The sequence below is a fragment of the Pectobacterium aroidearum genome, from assembly GCF_015689195.1.
Lineage (GTDB): Bacteria > Pseudomonadota > Gammaproteobacteria > Enterobacterales > Enterobacteriaceae > Pectobacterium > Pectobacterium aroidearum.
Window position 1 is genome coordinate 3,105,957 of sequence record NZ_CP065044.1, and the last position, 24,033, is coordinate 3,129,989.

At 44.9% G+C, this 24,033-nt stretch carries 20 protein-coding genes and 1 pseudogene; 12 read left to right on the forward strand and 9 right to left on the reverse strand.

Annotated features, from left to right (window positions below):
• Positions 1-38 precede the first annotated feature (38 nt).
• The 7 genes from I2D83_RS13945 to I2D83_RS13975 all read right to left on the reverse strand — a co-directional run bounded on the left by I2D83_RS13945 (position 39) and on the right by I2D83_RS13975 (position 4,775).
• Positions 39-359: a TA system toxin CbtA family protein gene (locus tag I2D83_RS13945; RefSeq protein ID WP_181838212.1), complete on the reverse strand. Its 321-nt coding sequence runs from the start codon at positions 357-359 to the stop codon at positions 39-41.
• 69 nt (positions 360-428) lie between these two features.
• Entirely contained in the window at positions 429-764 is a 336-nt protein-coding gene (locus I2D83_RS13950; RefSeq protein ID WP_205946720.1) for a type IV toxin-antitoxin system YeeU family antitoxin, read from the reverse strand.
• A gap of 39 nt (positions 765-803) precedes the next feature.
• The gene (radC, locus tag I2D83_RS13955; protein ID WP_205568484.1) at positions 804-1,277 is read right to left on the reverse strand and encodes a RadC family protein; all 474 of its coding nucleotides are present in this window, start codon (positions 1,275-1,277) and stop codon (positions 804-806) included.
• A gap of 205 nt (positions 1,278-1,482) precedes the next feature.
• Positions 1,483-2,088 carry a hypothetical protein gene (locus I2D83_RS13960; RefSeq protein WP_205568485.1) on the reverse strand — a complete coding sequence of 202 codons (606 nt, stop codon included), beginning with the start codon at positions 2,086-2,088 and terminating at the stop codon, positions 1,483-1,485.
• 28 nt (positions 2,089-2,116) lie between these two features.
• Positions 2,117-2,671, reverse strand: coding sequence for a hypothetical protein (locus tag I2D83_RS13965; protein WP_094431875.1), 555 nt, complete (start codon positions 2,669-2,671; stop codon positions 2,117-2,119).
• 297 nt (positions 2,672-2,968) lie between these two features.
• Entirely contained in the window at positions 2,969-3,844 is an 876-nt protein-coding gene (locus I2D83_RS13970) for a GTPase family protein (protein WP_205568487.1), read from the reverse strand.
• 73 nt (positions 3,845-3,917) lie between these two features.
• A complete protein-coding gene (locus I2D83_RS13975) occupies positions 3,918-4,775 on the reverse strand; it encodes a hypothetical protein (protein ID WP_205946721.1) in 858 nt (285 codons plus the stop codon).
• A 760-nt stretch (positions 4,776-5,535) separates the two neighbouring features.
• Between I2D83_RS13975 and I2D83_RS13980 the strand changes: the two genes are divergently transcribed.
• The 11 genes from I2D83_RS13980 (at position 5,536) to I2D83_RS14030 (ending at position 21,578) form a co-directional block, all read left to right on the forward strand.
• Positions 5,536-6,129, forward strand: a complete 594-nt coding sequence (locus I2D83_RS13980; RefSeq protein WP_205946722.1) for an inovirus Gp2 family protein — start codon at positions 5,536-5,538, stop codon at positions 6,127-6,129.
• Between the two features lie 189 nt (positions 6,130-6,318).
• Entirely contained in the window at positions 6,319-6,528 is a 210-nt protein-coding gene (locus I2D83_RS13985) for a helix-turn-helix transcriptional regulator (protein ID WP_205946723.1), read from the forward strand.
• Between the two features lie 174 nt (positions 6,529-6,702).
• Positions 6,703-7,575 carry a phosphorothioated DNA-binding restriction endonuclease gene (locus tag I2D83_RS13990; RefSeq protein WP_205946724.1) on the forward strand — a complete coding sequence of 291 codons (873 nt, stop codon included), beginning with the start codon at positions 6,703-6,705 and terminating at the stop codon, positions 7,573-7,575.
• Positions 7,576-7,850: 275 nt separating this feature from the next.
• Complete coding sequence (locus I2D83_RS13995) at positions 7,851-7,961, forward strand: helix-turn-helix domain-containing protein (RefSeq protein ID WP_431891973.1); 111 nt, start codon at positions 7,851-7,853, stop codon at positions 7,959-7,961.
• Positions 7,948-9,447 (forward strand): sigma-54 interaction domain-containing protein, encoded by a 1,500-nt coding sequence (locus I2D83_RS14000; protein ID WP_205946725.1) that lies wholly within the window; start codon positions 7,948-7,950, stop codon positions 9,445-9,447. The genes I2D83_RS13995 and I2D83_RS14000 overlap by 14 nt, the downstream gene beginning before the upstream one ends.
• A 78-nt stretch (positions 9,448-9,525) precedes the next feature.
• Positions 9,526-12,897 (forward strand): type I restriction endonuclease subunit R, encoded by a 3,372-nt coding sequence (locus I2D83_RS14005; RefSeq protein WP_205946726.1) that lies wholly within the window; start codon positions 9,526-9,528, stop codon positions 12,895-12,897.
• A 119-nt stretch (positions 12,898-13,016) separates the two neighbouring features.
• A complete protein-coding gene (locus I2D83_RS14010) occupies positions 13,017-14,621 on the forward strand; it encodes a type I restriction-modification system subunit M (RefSeq protein WP_205946727.1) in 1,605 nt (534 codons plus the stop codon).
• Positions 14,618-15,667: a restriction endonuclease subunit S gene (locus tag I2D83_RS22385; protein WP_241007223.1), complete on the forward strand. Its 1,050-nt coding sequence runs from the start codon at positions 14,618-14,620 to the stop codon at positions 15,665-15,667. The genes I2D83_RS14010 and I2D83_RS22385 overlap by 4 nt, the downstream gene beginning before the upstream one ends.
• Positions 15,668-15,711: 44 nt before the next feature.
• Positions 15,712-18,993, forward strand: a complete 3,282-nt coding sequence (locus I2D83_RS14020; protein ID WP_205946728.1) for a DEAD/DEAH box helicase — start codon at positions 15,712-15,714, stop codon at positions 18,991-18,993.
• A gap of 15 nt (positions 18,994-19,008) precedes the next feature.
• Positions 19,009-20,652 (forward strand): AAA family ATPase, encoded by a 1,644-nt coding sequence (locus I2D83_RS14025; RefSeq protein WP_205946729.1) that lies wholly within the window; start codon positions 19,009-19,011, stop codon positions 20,650-20,652.
• Entirely contained in the window at positions 20,652-21,578 is a 927-nt protein-coding gene (locus I2D83_RS14030; RefSeq protein WP_205946730.1) for a hypothetical protein, read from the forward strand. The genes I2D83_RS14025 and I2D83_RS14030 overlap by 1 nt, the downstream gene beginning before the upstream one ends.
• Before the next feature lie 302 nt (positions 21,579-21,880).
• Here the strand turns inward: I2D83_RS14030 and I2D83_RS14035 are convergent, their stop codons facing one another.
• Positions 21,881-22,159 (reverse strand): restriction endonuclease, encoded by a 279-nt coding sequence (locus I2D83_RS14035; protein ID WP_205946731.1) that lies wholly within the window; start codon positions 22,157-22,159, stop codon positions 21,881-21,883.
• Positions 22,160-22,221: 62 nt separating this feature from the next.
• Between I2D83_RS14035 and I2D83_RS22390 the strand changes: the two genes are divergently transcribed.
• A protein-coding gene (locus I2D83_RS22390; RefSeq protein WP_205946711.1) for an IS3 family transposase occupies positions 22,222-23,333 on the forward strand; the annotation gives its coding sequence in 2 pieces (ribosomal slippage) (positions 22,222-22,483 and positions 22,483-23,333; 1,113 coding nt in all).
• Positions 23,334-23,409: 76 nt separating this feature from the next.
• Here I2D83_RS22390 and I2D83_RS14045 read toward each other — a convergent pair.
• Positions 23,410-24,030: pseudogene (locus I2D83_RS14045) on the reverse strand (restriction endonuclease); the annotation flags it as partial.
• Between the last annotated feature and the right edge of the window lie 3 nt (positions 24,031-24,033).

Here is a 24,033-nt window from a genome sequence, read left to right on the forward strand (position 1 = left end):
GGTTTGGCGTGGTGTGACTGGAAAGTGACTCGCAGTCTTTATGCTTTAAGCAAGCCGGTAGCGCGTCTGGCACGGAGAATATCAACGGCGGTGAGAAACGGTGATTGCTCCTGCCAGTTAAAACCGTCGCGATCGATACGCACCAGTTCGTATTTCTCCACCAGAAAATTGACGGCATTGACCAGCGTGACGCCAGCATCGATATGCGCCTGAATGACGTTTTCCTCACAGAACGGTGTGTCGTTCAGCGTCAGGCCGTAGTGCTTTTCTAACAGGTAGGTAAGCAGTTGCTGCCAGACGGCTATAGGTGACGGGCAGGATTGCTCCTCCCGTGACGGGATTTCCGGTATGGTTTGCATGGGAATATTCTCTTCAGATTAAGTCGATAAAATCAGGGAGGCGTTCAGGATGGCGAGAGAAACAACGGGTTATTCTGCTGCCGCAGCAGAGGGATAAATAGCAATATACACGTAACCAAAACTACCCAGCGTATCGGCTTCACAGGTCCATTCGTTGCAATGCAGCGTGATGCAGCCCTGCTGGCGGGGATTCAACTCACCCGAGCACAGTTTTTGTTCCAACTGCTTAATCATCTCCGGGAAGCAGCGTTCCAGATGACGGGCTTCCGTTTCGCTAAACGTACCGACAATGCTGGCCCGGTCTGCCAGATAATGCAGATAGTGACCTTCCTGCACCAGCCTGGCTCCGAATTGCGGCATGACGGCACGTTTTAGTCCCCATTCCGGGGTCTCCGATGATGGCATGATGGTTTCCTTATAAAAGAGCGGTAGTAAATGTGAGCATCACAACCAGCCACGTTCAGCGAACGACACTACCTCAGTACCGCCGACAACCAGATGATCGAGGACTCTGACGTCGAGTTGTGACAGTGAGTCCTTCAGCTTGTCGGTGATATGGCGGTCAGCCTGACTGGGCTCGGCACAGCCGGAAGGATGATTGTGTGCCAGTATCACGGCGGCGGCATTATGGCGCAGTGAGGCTTTGAGGATTTCACGTGGATGCACTTCGGTACTGTTGATACCGCCCAGTGCGATAACTTCCTTTTCTATCAGACGATGCTGGTTATCCAGATACAGCACCATAAAGACTTCACGCCCCAGACTGCTGAGTTCCAACATCAACCAGCTTTTGGTGTCCTCCGAGGTTTTAAACTGTCGCGCATTTTTTCGTACCCGTTTTTCCAGCAAGCACAACGCCATCTGGATGATGCGTTGCTCTCTGGACGCAACGTGGCCTGCCAATGAATTACATGACATGGTGGTTCCTTGTAATTGAACAGAAAGAGAGGAATGAATAGAAAAAGAGCAGGTCAGAGTAGCAATCCTATTCTTTTCAGTAACTGATATCCCTTGGCGTACTCATCGCAGCCTGTGACTGTTATGGGGCAAGGGAAAGCACGTGAGTTGGCCCATCAGATAACCTGTGGGCCAGTCATTTTCAGAGCAAATAAACAACACAACGTTAGGGGGCGGCAAGCGCAGAAAGCGAGCTATATCCACGTTTGATATCACAGTGCTTTGCATTGGCATCAATCAGGGACTGACCCAACTTTTTGGCAAGCAACGTTGCTGGATACTGATAGCTCCACCCCATTGGGTTATGATCAAAGGTGCCATCGTTATAATAGAAATGAAAAACAAATGAGCCTGTTCGATAATCCAGCATATTGGAAATCGCTTTTGCCAGATTAGCCGAGTGGAGGCTATCCATGAGCGTTTTAGCATGGTCAGCATTGTTATTCATTTGATGAATACCACCAGGATAATACTGCACGGTCATTCCTGTTGCGCCTTCGACGTTGTCACCGTAAATCCCTTTCAGGTAGTACCGTATATTTAGCTGATTGTCTTTGGCATAACACGTCAGAACGAATTTCTCCGTGTTACGTCCCTTTTTACCGATAATGATAAAATCATCAACACCTGCCGCTATTTTGTTGTGTCTAACATCAACGGTGTCAACAACCGCATTCTTATAGCTAATTGGCTTGGGATCATAAGCAGCGGCATACAACTGAGAACTCCATAGCGATATAGCCAATAGCGTGGTTATCATTATATTTTTCATATAAATAGTCCTTTATGATGCCCTGTTGTTATTTTTCATCTGCGAGCGTGACATAGATGGCGTTGTCTGCTCGTACCTCAATCGTTAACGGTTGTTTAAAACCAGAATTCATCAATGCATAGGCCTGATAAAAGCGCCCTTTAACTTCTTCTTTTACATCAGTAACACGAATGCAATGTTCTTCAATTCCCTGACGTTTCATAATTTTTGTAACAACAGGGCAGGCACTTTGCGCCAGAAGATCTGTCCCTGACTGACTTTTAAAATGATTACCAACCAACACGGAGAGGACAGTACAAAGCAGCCATACCTGCAATAAACGCCACGGTTTTCCTTGCCTTTCATCACGCTGACGTAGATAGACCATTGGCAATACAAACCACCAGACTGCCGGTGCCTCTTTTTCCTGTTTCATCAGTTGCAGACGATCCAGTAATACCCAAATTAGAGAAAAGACGGTATAGAGCGTTAGGGCTACTTGTTGTGGCAGAAAAATTGCGGAAATGGCCCAGATGGCGGGAAGCCCGATAGCCATAGACCAGGCGTGACTATCATATTTGGAAAGCGGATACGGTTTAAACATAGTGAAGTTACCCTTTAAAAGTGAAGAAATGAATGAAATAGGAAAATAATCCTTATTAACCAGTTAATTGGATTGAGTGGCAGAAGGAGTGGCTTTAGCTGGCTGATGAAAGATCGTATAGGGATAGCGCAAGGAGAGATAATCGTTAATTCAGATCGATATGTATAAATCGATCGTCATTATCTATCATAAAAACGATCGATAATTATTTATTAATCGACATAAACTATCATAAATCAATGTTCGATCGTTAAAACAGATCATAACGAAAGTGATAACGCCACCACAGAAAAGGAATTAAAAGAAGATATGCCAAAGTGATTTAGCCAGTGAAATCAGACGTTCTCTTACTGTTAATAGAACTGTTGAAAATGCCTTGGAAGTGAGTATGTTGCCGATTGTCTCATCAAATATGTCGCCAACCGCATCGGCAAAACGCTCACGTGCACTGCCAATCACTTTTTCTGTTCTATACACGGTTCCCAGTCGGCCGACAACACCACCACTGGCTCTGGCTGGTAATGCCATTATGAATGTTTCCACCCACTGGTGCAGGTTGTACCCTTCCGAAGCAGAAACAGCCAAAACAGGGTGTACAGGTTTAAAGGTTGATTCCACTCGTTCTGTCTTGAGCGTCAGATTTTTATACTGACTCTCAGAAGGGCGATTGTTCTTCCACTCGCGACAAGGTTCAATTTTGTCAGCCTGGCTGAGTACAAAAAGAAATCTGGCCGGGTCAGAACCAGCCTGAAGGAGTTTTCGGTAACATTGGATATCCTCATTCCAGGCGCGTTCATCTGCTTTCAGCACCCAGATAATCAAATCCAACTTCTCAGCCCATTCCTGATAAAGACGAGAATAGACTTTGTCGAGCCCTGGCGTTTCACCCACACCAGGAAAATCAATAAGGCTAAGGGTATGTGACTTGTAACTTACCTGATAACGTTGAATGCGCCGGGTACATCCGTTGACGGCATCCACTTTGGCAGGAGGAGGACTGAAAAGCGTATTACACAGGCTGGACTTGCCAGCGCCACTTTTGCCCATCAGGCCAATAACAGGTGAATAATGAATGGCCTTATCAAGCTGGTTAAAAATTCGGTAGGCGATATCGTCGGGCATCGATGACAATACGGGAGCCAGTAATAGGTATAGTTGAGATTTCTGTTTCATTTTATATCCTGTAATAATCACATTATCGAATATCACAGGAATAATGTATTTCTATAAAATAATGCAACTGTAATCAGGATAATTGGTAGGGCTCTTTAAGTAATTTACGGTCTTTTAAATTAAATCTCTCCTGGCTGAATGCTGTCGTAATACCCCGAATAACAACCCCTCCCGGAAATAGACCTTCCTTTTCTGCTTTTTTGTTTACTATTTCGTTCCAGGATACAGGCTCTCGTAACACAGGAATGAAAAAACCATTTTTATCTTTACAAAACTTTTTTCTATCATCAATGGGAGCAAAACCAGTATATCTTTTAGCAATACCTTGCTGCCAATTTTTACTGATGAGGTTGGTCTGCCTCAAATAGTTAATGTTGAAAAAATCATAATAACCACCATGTTTTATCCATAGTTCTTGAGTGATGATGATAGGGTGATAGTTCACATAATAAATTATATTAAATAAATTTTCATTGCGTATAAAAACCCGCCCCTCAAGCTCCGTTTTTAGTAGGATAACGAAATAATCAAGTCTCGGCAGTGATATGTGCTTTATTGTAACCTCGTTATTAAAATCATTATATATAGAGGCATCTATATCACTATTAAGTGTTTTGTTATGATACTCTTCTCTTTCTTTCACAGAACGAAATGGCATAACGTTAATATTGCATTGGCTCGCTAATATAAAATGTTGACCTTGAATCTTATAGGGTTCATAAATCATTATCCCTGATTTTATTATCGTTTTTTCCTGATTGCGTTCCATCTCCTGCCTGATTAATCCTTCGAGATATCCCGACTTTGTTACCCCTTGTTCGGCTGCTGTATTTGTCACCCAGTCATAGGTTGTCGTATTGGAAAAGTAGGTTGTAATTTTATGCTTGCTTGCCATGTTCGATGGACCTTTAACCGCTGGATACATCGTCATAGTAAGTCACTTTATTATATCAATCAAACAAAAAGTAGGTCACTAAAAAGTGACCTACTTTAAAACAAAACAAATTTATACAATGAGTTGTAAGTTATCATGCTGTGGATGGCTGATGATAAAAGATACCCAAGGAAATCAAGTATCCATCTTTACGATACTCACTCAATAGGCGATTCTGTGAAAAATTACGCCAGATACTATCAGGTGTAATCGCAGTAATACCGTTCTCACTGATGTATCAGACAAGGGAGCTGCGATACGATCGGTCAAGAAACCCAATTATTCGCAACGTCGGGAAACCATGCACGGAAAGGTGATGTGTTCGTTCTGCGCCTCCTTAAGCATTTGATGACTGGTCCAGAAGAGATAACTCCAGAGTAAAAATCAGTCTTAAAATGGCAAAATTCGGGTACAAAGGCCAGGTAGCACCACACTTCTTCGATTTTGAGAATCAGGAACATCTATCGGATTGGATAATATCTATTAAAGAAGGGATTAATATACATAACGCTATGATGATAAGCATTAGATCCTATTTTAATCATTATCAATGACAAGTAGACATCGTATATGCATATCTTATGCTGGAAGGTATAGGTACTTGAGTCATATGGGGTGGGATAACCTTGGAGGCATGGTGTACAGCACTCATTGATAGTAACAGAACGATGAGTGCTGACCATTACCACTAACCACGAGATTTTATTTTTCAAAGGAATGTGGATTGTCTGAAACCAACATTCATTGAGATAATGCCATGAAGAAAATCCCCCCTGAAAAATATAATAATTATTACCTTTATAAAATTAAAAAGACGCTGGAGTTAGCGGTGCTAGCTCACCATAGAACGTTTGTTGTTCGCGTTGATTTGCATTTCCCTGATAATGTTCATGTTGAAAATAATAAGGCCGTTAGCGCCTTTACACCGGCCCTAGAATCTCGACTCATAGCCAAATACAAACGACAGGTAAAGAAAAACCCCGGTAAACAGATTCACCAGTCAGACCTGCACTACGTCTGGGTCAGGGAGCAAAATCAATGTGGTACGAAAATCCATTACCACGCACTGCTCATGTTCAATAAAGATGCGTTCTATACGCTCGGTGATTACACACAAAGAGGCAATTTGGCTGATATGATCATTCAGGCATGGTGCAGCGCATTGAGTCTGGATGCAGAGCAACACCGCACACTTGTCACATTCCCCACAAATCCTTGCTATTACCTGTATTGGGCAGACGCAAGCAAAGGTACCAACTTTGACGACATAAATAGCCGCATTGAGTATATGGCGAAACACCGAGACAAGCAGTACAGCAGGAAAGTACGCACAATGGGATGCTCAGCCTAATGCTAAGCAATTCATAGGAACAATTCGTACCTTACTGATCACACTGGCTATTATCGAAAACGTAGCTAGTGGATCATCACATTTGGTATTTAGTTTTTTACGCAGTCTTCCATCCACTGAGGAGGACTGTATTTTACATCAATCATCAGTCATTCCTCCTTTAACTTACTGACTTAAAGGAGATTTATCATGAGCAATACCACATCCTTATTGAACGATCAGCTTGTCGACATGGCGTTTATCACAGAGTTTACACAGCTTACCGATAAGTGGTTTTACAAACTGATTCAGGAAGGCGCATTCCCAAAACCGATCAAACTCGGACGTAGCTCACGCTGGCTGAAAAGCGAAGTAGAAGCCTGGGTACAGCAGCGTATTGATGTTTCCCGCCAACCGTAATGAGATGATAGTGACAAAATGGCTCTGGTAACCGCTCCGATATTCATGGTGAGATAATCCTAATGGAACTTAAGAAATCCATATCAATCGAATAGAACCATACGCTATACATCTTGAATCCCACTGATTTTGCGAGCATTATCGCAATATATTCCCTTTTTGTTTGTATTGCGCATGCCATCTGTTCAGGAACTTCAAACCGCAATTTCCAATATGTCTATATGGCGTAAAGGTGATCAACGTGCGCCTCATAAGCCATTGTTGCTGCTTTATGTCCTATCGGCCTATCAGCAAGGACACCCGCGCCTGTTTCACTATGGCGACGAAATCCGTCCGCAACTCTTGGCACTTTTAAACAGTTTTGGGCCACAGCGACGCGCTCATTACCCTGAAATGCCATTCTGGCGACTGAAGGGAGATGGTTTTTGGCAGTTGCAGAACGACGAGCATTGTTCACCGCAGAAAGGGAGTAAAGAGCCGCCAAACCGCGAGCTGATTCAGCACGATGTCATGGGGGGATTTAATGAAGCCAGCTATCAACTATTATGCAAACAACCTCAACTTATCGATAAACTGGCTCAGCAGATTTTAAGCGAGCATTTTCCTGAAAGTGTTCAGGACGTAATTGCCAACCGCCTGGAGCTGTCGCTAGATGATGTACGCAAGTCTCGCGATCCTCATTTCCGTCAAACGGTACTACGTGCGTATCAATACCGCTGTGCGGTCTGCGGTTATGATTTACGACATGATACAACGCCTGTCGGCCTCGAGGCGGCGCACATCAAATGGAAGCAATACGGTGGCCCTTGCACCGTGACCAACGGATTGGCCTTGTGCTCAGTACATCACTCTGCGTTTGATATTGGCGTTATCGGTATTGATGACAGTATGAAGTTGATGGTTTCTGAAGGCGTGAATGGCAGCAAGATCGTCGAAAGGCTATTCTGGGATTTTGAGGAAAAACCGCTGTTTCTGCCTAAAAAGCGGGAGTATTACCCGCTTGAGCAGTTTGTGGAATGGCATCGAGGGCAGGTTTTTAGGGGGTGAATATCACTTCAAAAGCTCATTTAGATTTAAGCGCATACTTTAGGTTATGTGAATTGTTCAATCCCCCCTTCACCTTAATTTATTCATATTTAAGTATAAATATTGAAGCTAATATTTAATTTTTCCAGATTACTGAATTATAATTAGACTAATTGTGTACACCATAGAGTCAGGCCATGATTCGTTGCCATCTCGCTCGCCTTATGGGAAAGCGAAAAATGTAGATCTCCGATGTTTTGCGTGAAACAGACCTTAGCCGAAATACTGTGACGCTAATGTATAAGGAGATGGCGCAGAAGATCGACATCGAGGCTTTGGATAAACTTTGTCGCCTATTTGAATGTGAAGTGGCTGATACGCTGGAGTTTACGGATGAGCAAGGATAAGCCCCATACGCTGGTCAGTTGGATTGGAGGGAACGACCTCAAAGCCACCGGCAGTTCTGAAGCCCATGGCCAAGCGCTTGGTCCGATTGCTGCGACGCTTATAGCGCAACCATTTGATACCGTAGAGCTGCTTTACAACTACCCGGAACATCAGGTGAAACCCTACTTGGCCTGGTTGCAGGGGCTAATTTCCACACCGATCCGTGCTCATTCTATTTCGCTCTCTTCGCCGGTAAACTTCGGTGAAATCTATCTCCAGGTCGATCTGCAACTATCCAGGCTTACCGCAGAGGGAGCCGAGTTATTCCTCCTGTTAAGCCCTGGTACGCCAGCCATGCAGGCAGTGTGGATCTTACTGGGTAAGACCCGTTATCCCTGCCAGTTTTACCAATCATCCATTGAGCAGGGTGTCCAGCAAGTCGATATCCCCTTTGAGCTTTCCGCAGAATATCTGCCCGCCGCTAAAAATATCGGTAGTGAAAAGATTAGCCAACTAGCAAAAACCAGTCCCCCTATCAATGCGGCCTTTGACAATATTGTCACCCGAAATCCCCATATGCAGTATCTAAAAATGCAGGCACAAATACTGGCAGAACGTGAGGTGCCAGTACTGATTTATGGGGAGACTGGTACAGGTAAAGAGCTCTTTGCCCGTGCTATTCATAATGCAAGTCATAGGGCCAGCAAGCCATTTGTGCCGGTTAACTGCGGCGCCATTCCAACCGAGCTGGTTGATTCAATCCTCTTCGGTCATAAGAAAGGTGCCTTCACTGGTGCCTTAGCCGACAAGGTTGGTTTATTCGAGCAAGCAAATGGCGGGACGCTTTTTCTGGATGAATTTGGCGAGTTGGAACCCAGTATACAAGTGCGTTTATTGCGCGTGTTGCAGGAAGGAACATTCATCCCTGTCGGCGGCATAAAAGAACAAAATGTCGACGTTCGCCTGATTACGGCGACTCACCGTAACCTGATGAGCGAAGTCGTCAATGGTAACTTTAGGGAAGATCTGTTCTACCGCGTCGCGGTTGGCGTGCTACATTTGCCGCCCCTGAGAGAACGTGCCGGGGATGTGTCACTACTAGCAGATAGTCTTGTTAACGCGATGAGTATCCATGATCCAATGCTTAGGCATAAAAAAATTTCTCCTGACGCAAAGAATCTTATCCTGCAATACGCTTGGCGAGGAAATGTGCGTGAATTGCAATCCACATTGTTACGCGCGGCTCTTTGGTGCCAAGGTGATAATATTACCGCCACGGATATCCGTCAGGCGATGTTTCATATGCCAGAGCGAGAAACAAGACTGATGGAAAAAGATGTTTCACAAGGTGTTGATATACAGGAAATTATTGGAAATATTGCTGCAAATTATATCCGTAAAGCGTTGGAGCATAGCGGCCAGAACAAGACTAGGGCAGCAAAGCTACTGGGGTTGAAAAACTACCAAACACTGAATAATTGGATGGAAAAGTACGGTATTTCTTAGTGTCTGAATAAACTTGGCACAACCTTTGCTAAACATCATACATGTAGAGCGTGGGCCAGCAGGGGCATAAAAATTATTATGAAATCAACTAATTTTGAATTCTTACGACCTGAGAACGATGTGCTTGCCAACCTCGGGGGTCTGGCCGAGGCGGTACTACATATTGATCCCGGCAGTACCCTCACCCGCCTACGTAGTTTTGCTGAAGAGCTGACCAAAGTCATTTATAAGGAAGAACGGCTGCCGCGCATGCCGCAATCCAGCTTCTATGAACTGACCAAAAGCCCGGTTTTCAAAAGCTGTGTCAGTAAATCGCTGATTAACCAAATCAATTTTTTGCGTATTCAAGGTAATGATACCGCTCATGGCGCAGAAGGCAATGTGCATAATGCTCAAATGGCACTGGGTACTGCGTACCAGTTGGCCATGTATATGGGCGTTAAGTACTACAGTAAGAAAAAAGATCAGATTCCCGCGTTAGTCGAGGTAACAGACCCTACGGTAAGGCTAAATCAGCTACAAAAATCCGTTTCAAGCTACGAAAAAGAACTGCAAAAACAGCAGGAAGCACTCGAACGCGTGATGGAGCAATTGGAGCATGAGCGCACCAAAAATATCGATAAACTTGAGCTTCCTGCAACGTTGGACCGACAAAAACGCCAGCAGCAGAGTCAGCAAGTGGCCGACAGTCTGCAATGGAACGAAGCCAAAACCCGTGCGCTATTGGTCGATACCATGCTGTTGCAAGCCGGTTGGGATATCCACAACCCTGAACAGGTTGGTCAGGAATTTGAAGTGATCTTTCCCAACAATCCCTCAGGCAAAGGTCGGGTGGATTACGTGCTATGGGGCGACAACGGTCACCCGCTTGCCGTTATCGAAGCGAAAAAATCGGGTAATACCAATCTGCAAGCCGGTCGAGAGCAGGCTCGTCTCTATGCTGATGCTTTTGAGCACATGGGCTACCAACGGCCAGTAATTTTCTATTCTAACGGCTATGAAACCTTCATTTGGGACGATCATCAGTACAATACCTATCGCCCGGTGTATGGCTTCTACAGTAAGGACAGCTTGGACTATCTGATCTACCAACGCCATTACCGCACCGCTGAATTGGAAAAATTCAACCCGGAGCTTAGCATTGCTGACCGCCCTTATCAGATCGAAGCCATTAAAACGGTCGCGGCCCACTTCCAGAACCAGCGCCGCAAGGCGTTGATTATTCAGGCGACCGGTACAGGAAAAACCCGTGTTGCCATTGCACTGGCTGAATTACTGCTTCGCACTGGCTGGGCCAAACGTGTTCTGTTTTTGTGTGACCGTAAAGAACTGCGAGTTCAGGCCGACGACGCTTTTAAGCAAAATCTGCCTTCAGAGCCACGCTGTGTGATTGGTGAAATCAACAAGATTGATAAAAGTGCTCGTATCTATATTGCCACTTACCCCGGCATGATGAACCGCTTCGCTCAACTAGATGTGGGCTTCTTTGATCTGATCATTGCGGATGAATCCCATCGCAGTATCTACAACAAATACCGCGATCTGTTCGATTACTTCGATGCGCTACAAGTAGGCCTAACCGCGACCCCGGTGAAATTTATCAGTCGCAATACGTTCGATATATTCGATTGTGAAACCACTGACCCAACGTTTGAATTCGGGCTGGATGCAGCGATTAACAACGAACCACCCTATTTGGTACCGTTCCGGGTTAAAGACCTCACCACCGACTTCCTGCGTGATGGTATCCACTACAATGACCTCACCGAAGAGCAGAAGCGCCAACTAGAAGAAGATTTGGGCGATGAAGAAGCCCGTAATACCACGGTTGCAGGCAAAGATATTGGCCGTAAGATCTTCAGTGAAGATACGGACCGCATTATTCTGGAAAATCTGATCAACAATGGCATCAAAGATGAAACCGGCTCGCTAGTCGGTAAAACCATTATCTTTGCCCAAAGTCAAGATCATGCCGAGCATCTGGAAAGACGGTTCTGCAAGCTGTACCCACAGTATGGTACTAAAGTGTGTAAGGTCATCCATAATAAGATTCCTCATGTAGGAAGCCTGATCAAAGAGTTCAAAAAAGCGGATAATGCGTTTCGTATTGCGATATCGGTCGACATGCTCGATACGGGCATTGACGTGCCCGAAGTGGTCAATTTGGTGTTTGCTAAGCCTGTAAAAAGCTGGGTGAAATTTTGGCAGATGATTGGCAGAGGTACGCGCCTACGGCCCCATCTTTTCGGGCCTGACAAACACAAAACCGAATTCCTGATTTTTGACCATTACGGCAACTTCGATTTCTTTGAAGAGGAATATCAGGAGCCAGAAAACACTGGCGGCAAATCCTTGCTGCAAACCACCTTCGAAGCCCGATTTGAGCTGGCTCAAGCTGCCTTACAACAAAACCATGCAGTAGCCTTCGATGCAGCGATTGAATTACTGCGTGCCGATATTAACGACCTGCCAGACACCAGTATTGCAGTAAAACGCGAATTACGGGTCGTACACCAGCTACAACAAACCGATTTACTGAAGCGCTTTGACGCTAAAACTCAGTATCTACTGGTCAGTAATATCGCACCATTAATGTCAGCCCGAGTGTTGCGTGACAAACATGCGATACAGTTGGACAAGCTTATCGCCAACTTAGAGCGTAATCTGGTAATGCAAGCCAGTGGCTTCGATGATGGTCGAGATCAGCTGTTGGCTGAACTTGATACGCTGGCTGTCAACATCCAGGCTGTGCGCCAGAAAGATGCTATCATCGCGGAAGTACGTAGTGCCGATTTCTGGCAAGATCCCACGATTGATAAGCTGGAAAAAGCCCGTAAAGAACTGCGCGGCATTATGAAATACCGCCGCAGCGGCAGCGGTGGTGTATATGCTATGCCAGCAACAAAAACAGGTGACTCAGGTCTGCAAGTAAAAGAGCGCGAGGCAATCTTCTCAGGTGCTAATGAGGCCATGATCTATCGCCGCAGACTCAAAGATATTCTGGATAAAATGATCGCAGTTAACCCCACGTTGCAGAAAATTCATAAAGGTGAACCCATTGCCGAGTCAGAGCTGATAACGCTTACCTCGACCATCCTTACTAGCCATCCGAGTGTGAGTTTGGAGGTACTGAATGAATTCTATGGCCGCACTGCTGATCAACTGCACCTGACGGTACGTGAGATTATAGGGCTGGATCCGCAAGCCATTGAAGACCACTTCAAAGGTTTTCTGCACACCCATCCAGCACTCACCGCTAAGCAGGTACGCTTTATGAACTTGCTGAAGAACCATATCGCCCAGCACGGTTCTATCGTGATCGACACACTATACGAAAAACCTTTTATTTCCGTTTCGCATGAGGGTGTTGATGGAGTCTTCCCTCCCGGTGACGTCGACGAATTGATAGCTGTCTTAGAGCCATTTTTGAAGCAGGAAGATGCCCGTTGATAAAAAATCAATGGCAATGATTGAAGTACAAGAGAGACGCAGTCTCTCACATTCAGTAATCGTAGAGTGGATAAGCGCCGCAATAGCGTATCCAGCACATTTAAATATCAGAGAAAAAAATGCTAACAGGTCAAATACGTAACGATATCGACAAACTCTGGGAAAAATTCTGGACTGGCGGTATCACCAACCCCTTAACGGTTATTGAGCAAATCAGCTACCTGATGTTTGCCCGTATGCTCGACATGCAGGAAGACCTGGCCGAGCGTAAAGCAAGCCGTACCAGTAAAGACTTTGATCGCCTGTTCCCTAATACACCCGCGGGGCAGTTGCTGCGTTGGAAAAACTTTAAAAACCTCAGCGGTAAAGAACTGCACAAGCATCTTAAGGAAAACGTTTTCCCTTATTTTGCTAAACTTGGCAAGAAATCTGATGAGCAAGATGGTTTAGGCCACAGCGGCAGTGCCATCAAAGCCCTGGGACATATTGGCGAATATATGCAAGATGCCGATCTTGAAATTAAAAACGAATCGGTACTGGTCAGCGCGGTGGAGATGGTGGATGCATTACCACTGACTCAAAACGATATAAAAGGCGATATTTACGAATACCTGCTCAGCAAACTGACCACCGCCGGTATCAATGGCCAATTCCGTACTCCACGTCATATTATCGATGCCATGATCGAACTGGCAGCTCCTCAGCCCACTGAAACGATCTGTGACCCGGCCTGCGGTACCGCCGGATTTCTCGCCCGCACCATGGAATACCTAAACCGTGTACATTCCAGTAAGGCCGGTGTTTTTGCAGACGAAGAAGGCAACAAGTACTATTCTGGTGACCTGTTAGAGCCTTACCGAAACCATATCAACAAACAGATGTTCTGGGGCTTCGATTTCGACACCACGATGCTGCGCGTCAGCAGTATGAATATGGCGTTGCACGGGGTAAATGGGGCCAATATTCTCTATCAGGACAGTTTGAGTAAATCAATTAAAGAAAACTTTCCTCAGCAGGAAGAAAACTTCTTCGATGTGATACTTGCCAACCCGCCCTTCAAAGGTAGCCTGGACGAAACCAACACCAACCCCGATGTGCTGGGCCTGGTAAAAACCAAAAAAACTGAACTGCTATTTGTTGCCCATATTCTGCGAGCACTTAAGCTCGGTGGTCGCGCCGCCGTTATCGTGCCCGATGGCGTGTTATTCGGCTCTAGCAATGCCCACCAACAACTGCGCAAAGAACTAATCGAAAATAACCAGCTTGAAGGTATTGTTAGCCTGCCTAGTGGAGTGTTTAAACCCTATGCTGGTGTCAGCACCGCCATTCTGATGTTTACCAAAGGGGGGGCTACTGACCGGGTCTGGTTCTATGACCTGCAGGCTGACGGTTATTCATTAGACGATAAGCGCACACCGCTGAAAGGCAAAGATGGCAACGACCTACCCGATGCTATCGCTAAGTGGAAGCAATATTGTGCTTTGGTGCAGAAGAATGCCTCTGCCCAAGAGATCCACAGCACCTTTGGTGATAAAACGCAAAAGGCCTTCGTGGTGGATGTCAAAGATATTGCCACCAACAAATTTGATCTCTCTATCAACCGCTACAAAGAAGTGGTGTATGCAGAAGAAGCGTTTGAGGACCCAAAGAAGATTCTGCAAAAGCTGAAAGCGCTGGAAAGCGAGATTATGGCGGATCTGGATGAGTTGGAGGAGATGCTATGAGTTGGCCTACAGTGAGTCTTAAAGATATTGCTGTCGCTCATTACGGCAAAGCGCTTAAAAAAGAACATAGGGATGATACGGGCAATTACATCGTTTACGGTAGCTCGGGTGAAGTGGGCAAGCACTGCGATTATGTGGCAGATTTTCCGACATTAATCATCGGGCGTAAGGGCTCTGTCGGCGAGGTGGTTTGGGCACCAAAGGGGGGGTGGATCATTGATACTGCGTTTTATTTGGAGTTATTTGATTGTGAGACAGTTGATCTTCGCTATTTGTTCTATTCTTTGAAACGAGCAAACTTAGTTTCGAAGACAATTACTACATCAATTCCTGGACTGAACAGAGATGATTTGTACTGTACACAAATCCCCCTCCCTCCCTTAAACGAACAAAAACGCATCGCTGCCATTCTCGATAAAGTAGATGCTATCCGACGTAAGCGCAAGCAAGCCATCCAGCTTGCCAATGACTTTCTGCGTGCTGTTTTTCTGAATATGTTTGGTGATCCAAACAGCAACAGTAAGAATGCTCATGTTATACCAATGACGGAAGTCTTTAGCATCAGAACAGGTAGTCTGAATTCTAATGCTGCGGTAGTGGGAGGTAAGTATCCTTTCTTCACTTGCGCAAAAGAGGTGTTTGCAATTGATGACTATGCCTTCAATCAAGAAGCTCTGCTACTAGCTGGAAATAATGCTCAAGCTGATTATGACGTGAAACATTACAAAGGAAAATTCAATGCCTACCAACGGACATATGTGCTTACTCTTCGAAACCTAAACTGGAGTTATCCTTTCTATAAATTCGCACTGGAATACCAACTGTCGAACTTAAAAAGGATATCCAAAGGATCGAATACAAAATACATCACAATGGAGATAATGAGCAGAACAATGCTTCCTGTACCAAATGAGTTGGAGCAACGATCATTTGTTCAATATTTTAATAACATCAAAAAATTCCTTGCTTTTTCAGAGAAATATGAGGATGAAAGTGAAAACTTATTTACATCCTCAAACCAAAAAGCCTTTCGAGGTGAACTGTGAATAGTCAGCATCCCTTTCCTGATGAACTATAGGAGTGAGTCCAAATGGACTTATTTGACCCGCTAACAATTCAGCTAACCTTACCCACAAAGGCTGCACCTACTAGCAAAGTGGGTGGAAATTTTGTGCACAAACTGCTTTTCAGAGCAACGAAAGTTGAATCTCAAGTCAGACATGCAGATTTTCCAGGATATCTTGAGCTTGTTACGGGTTTACCTGCTCCTTTGGATTGCATTTATCTGAAAGATCCCAATACCAGGGGTAAATGTCCGGATGGTTTGGCTTCTCTCAAAGCTAAAGAACCGTTTACCTTTGAAGATTGGCAGGAAGGTATCCAACTAAGTTGGGAGCAATTCCCGGAGCAGGCATTTAGCAAGGAGCCAGAGGAAATTAACCGACTTTGGCATAATCAATTTCAGTTTAAAGAAGAAGATACTGAACACGACTTTCCAGGACTCCGAAAACCTCAACTAGGCGCGCTTCATGCCATCGCAGGCTATTTTGCTACTGATTTACAAGTAGAACCGGCAACTGTTGTTTTGCCTACAGGAACGGGGAAAACGGAAACAATGCTGGCCACTATGGTTTATCAGCGGTGTGGGAAAATTCTGGTTATCGTTCCATCTGATTCCCTGCGGTCGCAAATATCCAAAAAATTTATTGAATTTGGGTATTTACCAGAGCTCACTGTCGTTCCCTTCAATATTGCACTCCCTAACGTCGCTATTATTAAAAAGGGAATTCAAACGGTTGAAGAGGCTGAACAGTTAGTCGGCACGTCCAATGTTTTAGTTGCAACGACCAGCGTATTATCTGCCTGCTCCGAAGATGCGTTAAATACACTTTGTGGCTCGTGTACCCATCTTTTTATTGATGAAGCTCATCATATATCAGCATCATCCTGGCTGGCTATTCGTGAGCGATTTAGAGATAAGCATGTAATACAGTTTACCGCAACCCCGTTCAGAAATGATAAGAAGTCCCTTGGTGGGAAAATTATCTATAACTACACTATGGGGGAAGCTCAGCGAGCAGGTTATTTTACAAATGTGAATTTGTTGCCTGTAGAAGAGTACTACTCCGATCTTGTAGACCACGCAATCGCAGAGATGGCTATAGGTCAACTGCGTGCGGATTTGAATAATGGTCTAGACCACTTACTCATGGCTCGCACAAGCAATAAGCATCGGGCAGAAGAGCTTGTTATTACATATCAGAGAATTGCATCGGAATTTAACCCAATTATTGTTCATTCTGATTATTCTAAAACTGAGGTAAGAAACCGCCTTGATGCATTGCTGGTGAGACAATCCAGAATCGTTATTTGCGTAGATATGCTGGGTGAAGGCTACGATCTACCCAACTTAAAAATTGCCGCCTTACATGATCATCATAAGTCTCTTGCAGTAACTCTCCAGTTCATTGGCCGCTTTACACGCGTAAACCGAGCTCAAAATCTCGGGCAAGCGAGTGTCGTAATGAATGTTGCAGATCCTAATGTCGAAGGTGAGCTACAACACCTTTATTCAACAGACGCCGATTGGGATAGCGTACTGAGGCGACTCTCAGAAGGAAGAATTGCAAGGGAGATTCGACTGCAAGAGGTCGTGGATGCCTTAAAAAGAGAAGGGGATTTGCATGACCAGATTTCCCTTTGGAACCTTGAGCCAAGCTGTTCAGTTATGTTATTCAAGACCTCTTGCGACCAGTGGGAACCGAAAAGGTACGAAGAAAAACTTCCCAAATTCGATGAATCCTGGCACGCAATAGCAGATGATGAGAATTTGCTTGTAGTGTTAGCTGTTCAGACATCCGCCGTCCGATGGGGAAGCTACAAAGATCTCAAAGATACGAACTACAAGATTTTAATTGCGCATTGGGACCCCGATAGATCTGCCTTATTTGTATTTTCAAATGACTACAAAGCATTTCGAGTGGAAAATTTAGTCAGCGCTATATGCGACGATAATGTTGAACTCGTCAGTGGCGACAAGGTATTCAACGTGTTTAACGGTATTGAATACCCCTTGGCAAGAAATCTTGGGGCATCCCAGATCGGAGCTATCAGTTTTACTCAATACTTTGGCCCAAATGTTACCGAAGGGCTTTCATTGATTGAAGCATCACAATCCAGCCTGAGTAATATTGCCGCCCTCGGTTATGAATCAGGGAATCGCGTAATCTGGGGATGCTCACAGCGTAGAGGCAAAGTCTGGTCACCACAAAAAGGTGGCAGCATTACTGATTGGTGCGACTGGGTTAAGAAAGCCTGGGATAAGATCTTCAGCTCCGAACCTGACCCAAATAACCTGACGCGTAATTTTTTGCGTCCTGTCCCATTGCTTGCCCCTTATGAGTCGTATCCGATATCAGCGCAATGGGGCGAGTATTTGCTTACTGCGTTTGAGGATAAAGTCGATTTTCACTTTGGTGCTGTAGTAGCTCATCTGTACCTGGTGGAAGTCAGGGCTGCTGGCAAGTTTGATGATGGCAGTGTGAGACTCATATTCTCTACAGATACGGTTGAATCCGAATACAAGCTTTGTCTTTCAAAAAATACGACATCCAAAGGTTATGATTATCAGCTGATATCAGGCCCTGAAGTCTTCGTACAACGAGGTACATCTGATCCGTTGTCACTCGCCGAATACATGAAAATTGATCCAGTGATGATTCATTACGCTGATGGTTCATTTTCATACAATGCGCATATAGTCCATGTAAGCCAAAATATTGGCCTTTATGATAGAAAAGAGATTGTCGCTTTCGACTGGCATGGGACAGATATTAGAATCGAGTCCATGGGATATGGACGTGATCAAGCTTCGATCCAATGGCGTTGGTTCAATGAAATCCAAGAAGATTACGATGTCATTGTTAACGATGATGGAAAAGGTGAGTCAGCTGATTTAGTTGGTTTAAAAATCCTTGATGACGGTATTGTGCTAACCTTAATTCATTGCAAATACTCAGGCTCAGATGAGCCAGGGGCCAGACTTAAAGACCTCTACGAAGTATGTGGTCAGGCACAGAGGTGTATTCGTTGGAAACACCTTAATCTTACCTATTTATATCACCATATTAAGCGTCGTGAGGAACAATGGCGTTCGCGTGGCTATTCTCGTTTCTTAAAGGGTACTATTAAGGAGCTGGCTGCTATGAAAGAACGTGCTAGGACAACCCCTATTAGATTCAATGTCATAATTGTTCAGCCAGGCCTTGATGCTAATCAAATTAATGAAGAAGGTCTGAAATTACTTGGTAGTACCGCTCTTTTTATCAAGAAAACAACCATGGCTAATTTAGCAGTTATTGGTTCAGAATAACTTAGAGGCTAGATTATGAGAATAACTAAAATATCACTGACAAATTTCCGTTCCTTTAAAGAAACACAAACAATCGATATTGCACCAGTGACACTTTTGTTTGGTCCAAATAGTGTTGGTAAGAGCTCTATATTAATGGCACTCGCTTATGTACAGCAGATTCTGAAGCAAGGGCATTGCAACCCGCAAAAGCTAGATGCCCTAGGTAACAAAACAATAGGTGGTTTTCGTGCACTTGTTCACGGGCAGGACCTAACGAAAACTATTCGAATTCGGCTGGATTATTCGCCGGATAAAACGCCGTTTGTATACTATGGTTCGGATGTCGATGCGATGACAAACCATATTCAATACGCCCACTATGTTTTGATGAATGACTTCGGCGGCAGCATCGAATCTGGAACGGTTGAGTTCGAGATTGCATGGTCAGAGCGTTTCAAGCGGGCTTATGTAAAAAATTACCGAGTTTGGGCTAATGATGTATACGTGGGCTGTGTCAATTCTTCTGAGGATCTGAAAAACACTCTGGTTCAGGAGCTTAATACTCAGCATCCTCTACTTATCCCCTATAACAATGAAGACTGGCTTGAGAGCGAGTATGGAGAAGCTGAGGGTAGAGAACCTCTGGAGCTGGACGAATATCATACGGAATTTGAGCAGGTTCTGAACCAGTTGAACCCAAACCCAGCTTCAACTGCTACTGTAGCAGATAAAGACAATTCGGGAACTGACTTCGTAAACCGCATTGCTCCTATTGCATTAGCCTGTCGAAGTGGTGCAATCCCTTTACTTGGAACCCCTGTTGTTACCAATTTGTCTGGACAGGATTTTGATGAATTTGATGAGCACTTTAATTTTCTTGTAGTTCAGGAGATATTGAGTCAGGTTTTCGTATTACCCCTTGATATGCTAATGAAATATCTAAGCAAAAGTGTTCAGATTGGCCCAATTCGCTTAGTGCCAGATAACGATTATGTGCCTAACCCCCATCCAGAACAAAGGGACTGGGTAGATGGTTCAGCAGCTTGGGATTTACTGTACAAAGATCCCAACAGTGATAGCACTATCCGAAAGCTGCTCGGAAGCACTAGTGACTGGTTTGCATCAAGCAACAAACTTGATGCAGGCTACGAAATCATCAACCGCTCTATTGCTGAGAGTACAAATATCGATAGTACTGATGAGCATATGGGGCTACTCAATAAGCGGCATGTTTTCTTTAGAGAACTTCGTAGTAATATTCTACTGTCAGCAAACCAATTGGGTACTGGTATTTCTCAGGTTCTTCCGATAGTTGTTGCGGCAAATTATGATGACATTGCACTTATAAGCGTTGAACAGCCTGAATTACATATTCATCCCCGCATTCAAGTAGAAATTGCAGAAGTTTTTCTTCATGCGAAGGATAAACACTCCTTTCTAATCGAAACACACAGTGAGCATTTGATTCTTCGACTTTTAAAAAGAATAAGACAGACAACAGATAATGAACTCCCTGATGGTTCTAAGCCTATACGAGGAGAAGATGTATCAATCATTTACTTGGAACCTACAGAGAACGGTGTTTTGACAAAGAGAATTTGCGTGGATGAGGATGGAGAATTTGTTGAACGTTGGCCTCAAGGCTTCTTTGTTGAGCGTCGAGAGGAGCTTATATAATGATTTACGAATACGCACTTGATCCTAACGTTTTATATTCATGGGCAACGAATGAACGTGATTATGCCGAGTTCCTCAGAGAATATGGATTAGGTACACCTCGTATTATCAGCAGCTTCCCAAAGGAAAAAAAATCCAAACTTCGCAGCTACTTGCTCCAGTATAGCCCTGATGATACCCAATCGTTAACGGCCCAGAGATACACTGAAATGGTTATCAATATCTTGAATTCGATTGTAGTTCGGGAAGTTCAGGATCATGAAGTTACCAATTGGCAGGAGGCCGCTGTTATTGAAAATAGGAGGATTCCTTTCGGTGTGATTTTGTCATCAATGGAGATTGAAGAAAACAACAATATCACAATAAGTTCCATGTACTCCCAAAGCAGTATATGGAATCATCCAGGTCAATTAGTTATTTCACGCACGAATGCAGAGTTGTTCTCTATCGTTTCAAATTTAGTATGCCTAGCGGAGAATAAAATTGTCATTATTGATCCCTATGGTTGGACAACTGAGGCAGTGAGATTTATCCGATTTATGCTTCAATCTATTCCTCGCAATCGAGTTGTCAGTAACTTCCCGATAATAATGCTATTTTACAAGGAAAAGAGAGGCAGTGAGAATGGTGGTAGAGGAAGTCCATCTGCTGGCCACGTTAGGCTTCAGATTATACAAGGTTTGATAGATGATTTGCCGAATCTACAGGTTCAAGTTTTTGAGCTAAGGGAGAGAGGTGATGCTGATGTCTTTCATAATCGATGCATTTTGACCGAACATGGCGGGATAATTACTGGCCACGGCATTAGTGTATCTGGCGAAGAGTCTCATACCGATGAGGCTATTTTGATGAGTTCAGATATCTATCAGAAAAAATGGCAACAATTTGTAGAGCAAAATTGCTACGAAGTGGCCTCAGAAGCGTAAATGGCTATCACAATTATGATAGCCATCTTGGCACTCAGGTGTCTTCAGTAGGGTCTGGCGCTTTTTCCCAAAATCATCAGTTAAGAACGCCTAATTGAAAATTTTACAGCGTGGAATTTTAATTAAGCTGACTGAAGAGGTAGTTCGGCTTTTAATGATGTAGACGGTCTACAAGAGACTTAATTGAGTTAACTGAGCTGATATTTATCCATATCAGTTGAGTCTCCCAAAGTTTGGGTGTATGAGCTTCAGGTACTATGAACAAGCATCCAACGATCAAGTCTGACGGCTATTTGCTGCAGTCACTCTTCCAAAAAATATTCTGAATCTAGGGCTTTGATAGTCAGAGTCTGTCGGGTAGTTACACCAACGCCATATTCGATCATTAAGGCAGCGAGTCGAGCGCCGTCGATCAGCACGATGCGTTTCTCAATTAGCCCAACGTATTCCTGCGCATCACGGCTAAAAGTGGAGGTTGTGATAAATACACCCTTGCGCGCACGATGCAGATCGAGCGCACCAGCGAAGGCCTGAATTTCGGGACGGCCTACGGTTTTGTCGGTGTGTAAGTATCCCTGCAATACGGACCATTCACTTTTAGAGATCTTCCGACATACTAACTATGTCCCCTGAGGAGATCGCTATGCGCAAGATCCGATTCACTGAACACCAGATCATCGCCGTTCTGAAGTCCGTCGAAGCCGGACGAACCGTCAAAGATGTCTGCCGCGAAGCCGCTATATCCGAAGCCAGCTATTACAACTGGAAAGCAAAATACGGCGGGATGGAAGCGGCTGATATTAAAAAGATCAAAGATCTGGAAGACGAGAACCGGCGGCTCAAACAGATGTTTGCCGACCTCAGTCTGGAATGCCGGGCGCTAAAAGATGTTATTGAAAAAAAGCTTTAAAACCAGCGATAAAACGTGAGCTCGTCAGTTATCTGACCTCGCAGTTTGCGATGAGCATACGTCAGGCATGCAGGACGTTATCGTTGAGCAGGACGGTGTTTTTATACCAGCCAGATACCCGGCGTGATGAATCGGTGATCCAGGGGCTGCTAGTGATGGCTGAACGCTATCCACGATACGGATTTAAGAAGCTTTTTCAGGTATTGCGCAGGCAGGGGAATACCTGGAATCACAAGCGTGTTCACCGAATTTACTGTCTTCTGAAACTGAATTTTCGTCGCAAAGGAAAGCAACGTCTGCCGGTGCGTAATCCGGCTCCACTGGCGACCCCAGAGGCGCTGAACCAGAGCTGGTCCATCGATTTTATGCACGACGCGCTGGTCTGCGGCAGACGCTTCAGAACCTTCAATGTGGTGGATGATTTTAACCGGGAAGCCCTGGCCATTGAAATTGACCTGAATATCCCGGCCCAGCGTGTTGTCCGGGTACTGGATAGGATCGTGGCAAACCGTGGATATCCGCTGAAGATGAGGATGGATAATGGGCCAGAACTTATATCGCTGGCGCTGGCTCAATGGGCCGAAGAGCATGGCGTGATGCTGGACTTTATCAAGCCGGGTAAACCGACGCAAAACGCATTTATCGAACGCTTTAACCGGACGTACCGGACCGAAATACTGGATTTTTATCTGTTCAGAACACTGAATGAAGCACGGGAAATTACAGAGCGCTGGCTGGCTGAATATAACGGTGAGCGGCCCCATGAATCCCTGAATAACCTGACGCCGGAAGAGTACCGTCTGATGGCTGAAAACCCGGAAATCTCAAAAAGTGCGTGGAACTAAAACGGGTGTGCTTACAGGTGTAGCGTTTAGCCTGAAGGTAGATCGAGTCGAGGCCCAACCGGTCCTCCTTGATGATACCGTCTATTCCTCCATCGCTCTGATAGCGAGTCGTCTGGGCAGCATCCTGCTGACTTCCACCATACCCCATAGCTACCATTAGATCGACCACTAGCAGTTCGAAAAAGCGGGGTGATGTGGAGAGTATTTCGGCCAGCAAATCATCGGAAAGCGATTGATTGATGGCTGCAAGCGCCTGTTCTATCTGCTCTTGCGGAGTATTAGCTTGCTCGGTGACTGATTGGTATGTTTCACCAGTCACGGCTTGTGGGGTGTTTCCTGTGCTTTCACTGGAAGCCAAGGTAAAGGCGACGAATTCCTGAAACTGGCCAAGATAGTGGTTGTCAATAGTGTGGCCTGATGCTAGCGCTGTCTTACCCCGTTCAGTTATAAGACAGATGCCTCGTTTGGGCTGCTCGATCAACCCCGCCTTAACAAGATAGGTTTTAGCCCAGCCAACTCGTGAGCGGATCGTAGTTTGACGCCCGCTTGGCAAAGTTTCAGCGAGTTGCTCTGGGGTAAAGGCATAATGCTGGCAAACAAGCCCGAATACCTCTCTCAGAGCACGCATGGCCCCATCAGCCAATACTTTAAGTACTACTGGCATCATAGATTCATAGCTGGGTAGATTTTCTTTCATCGA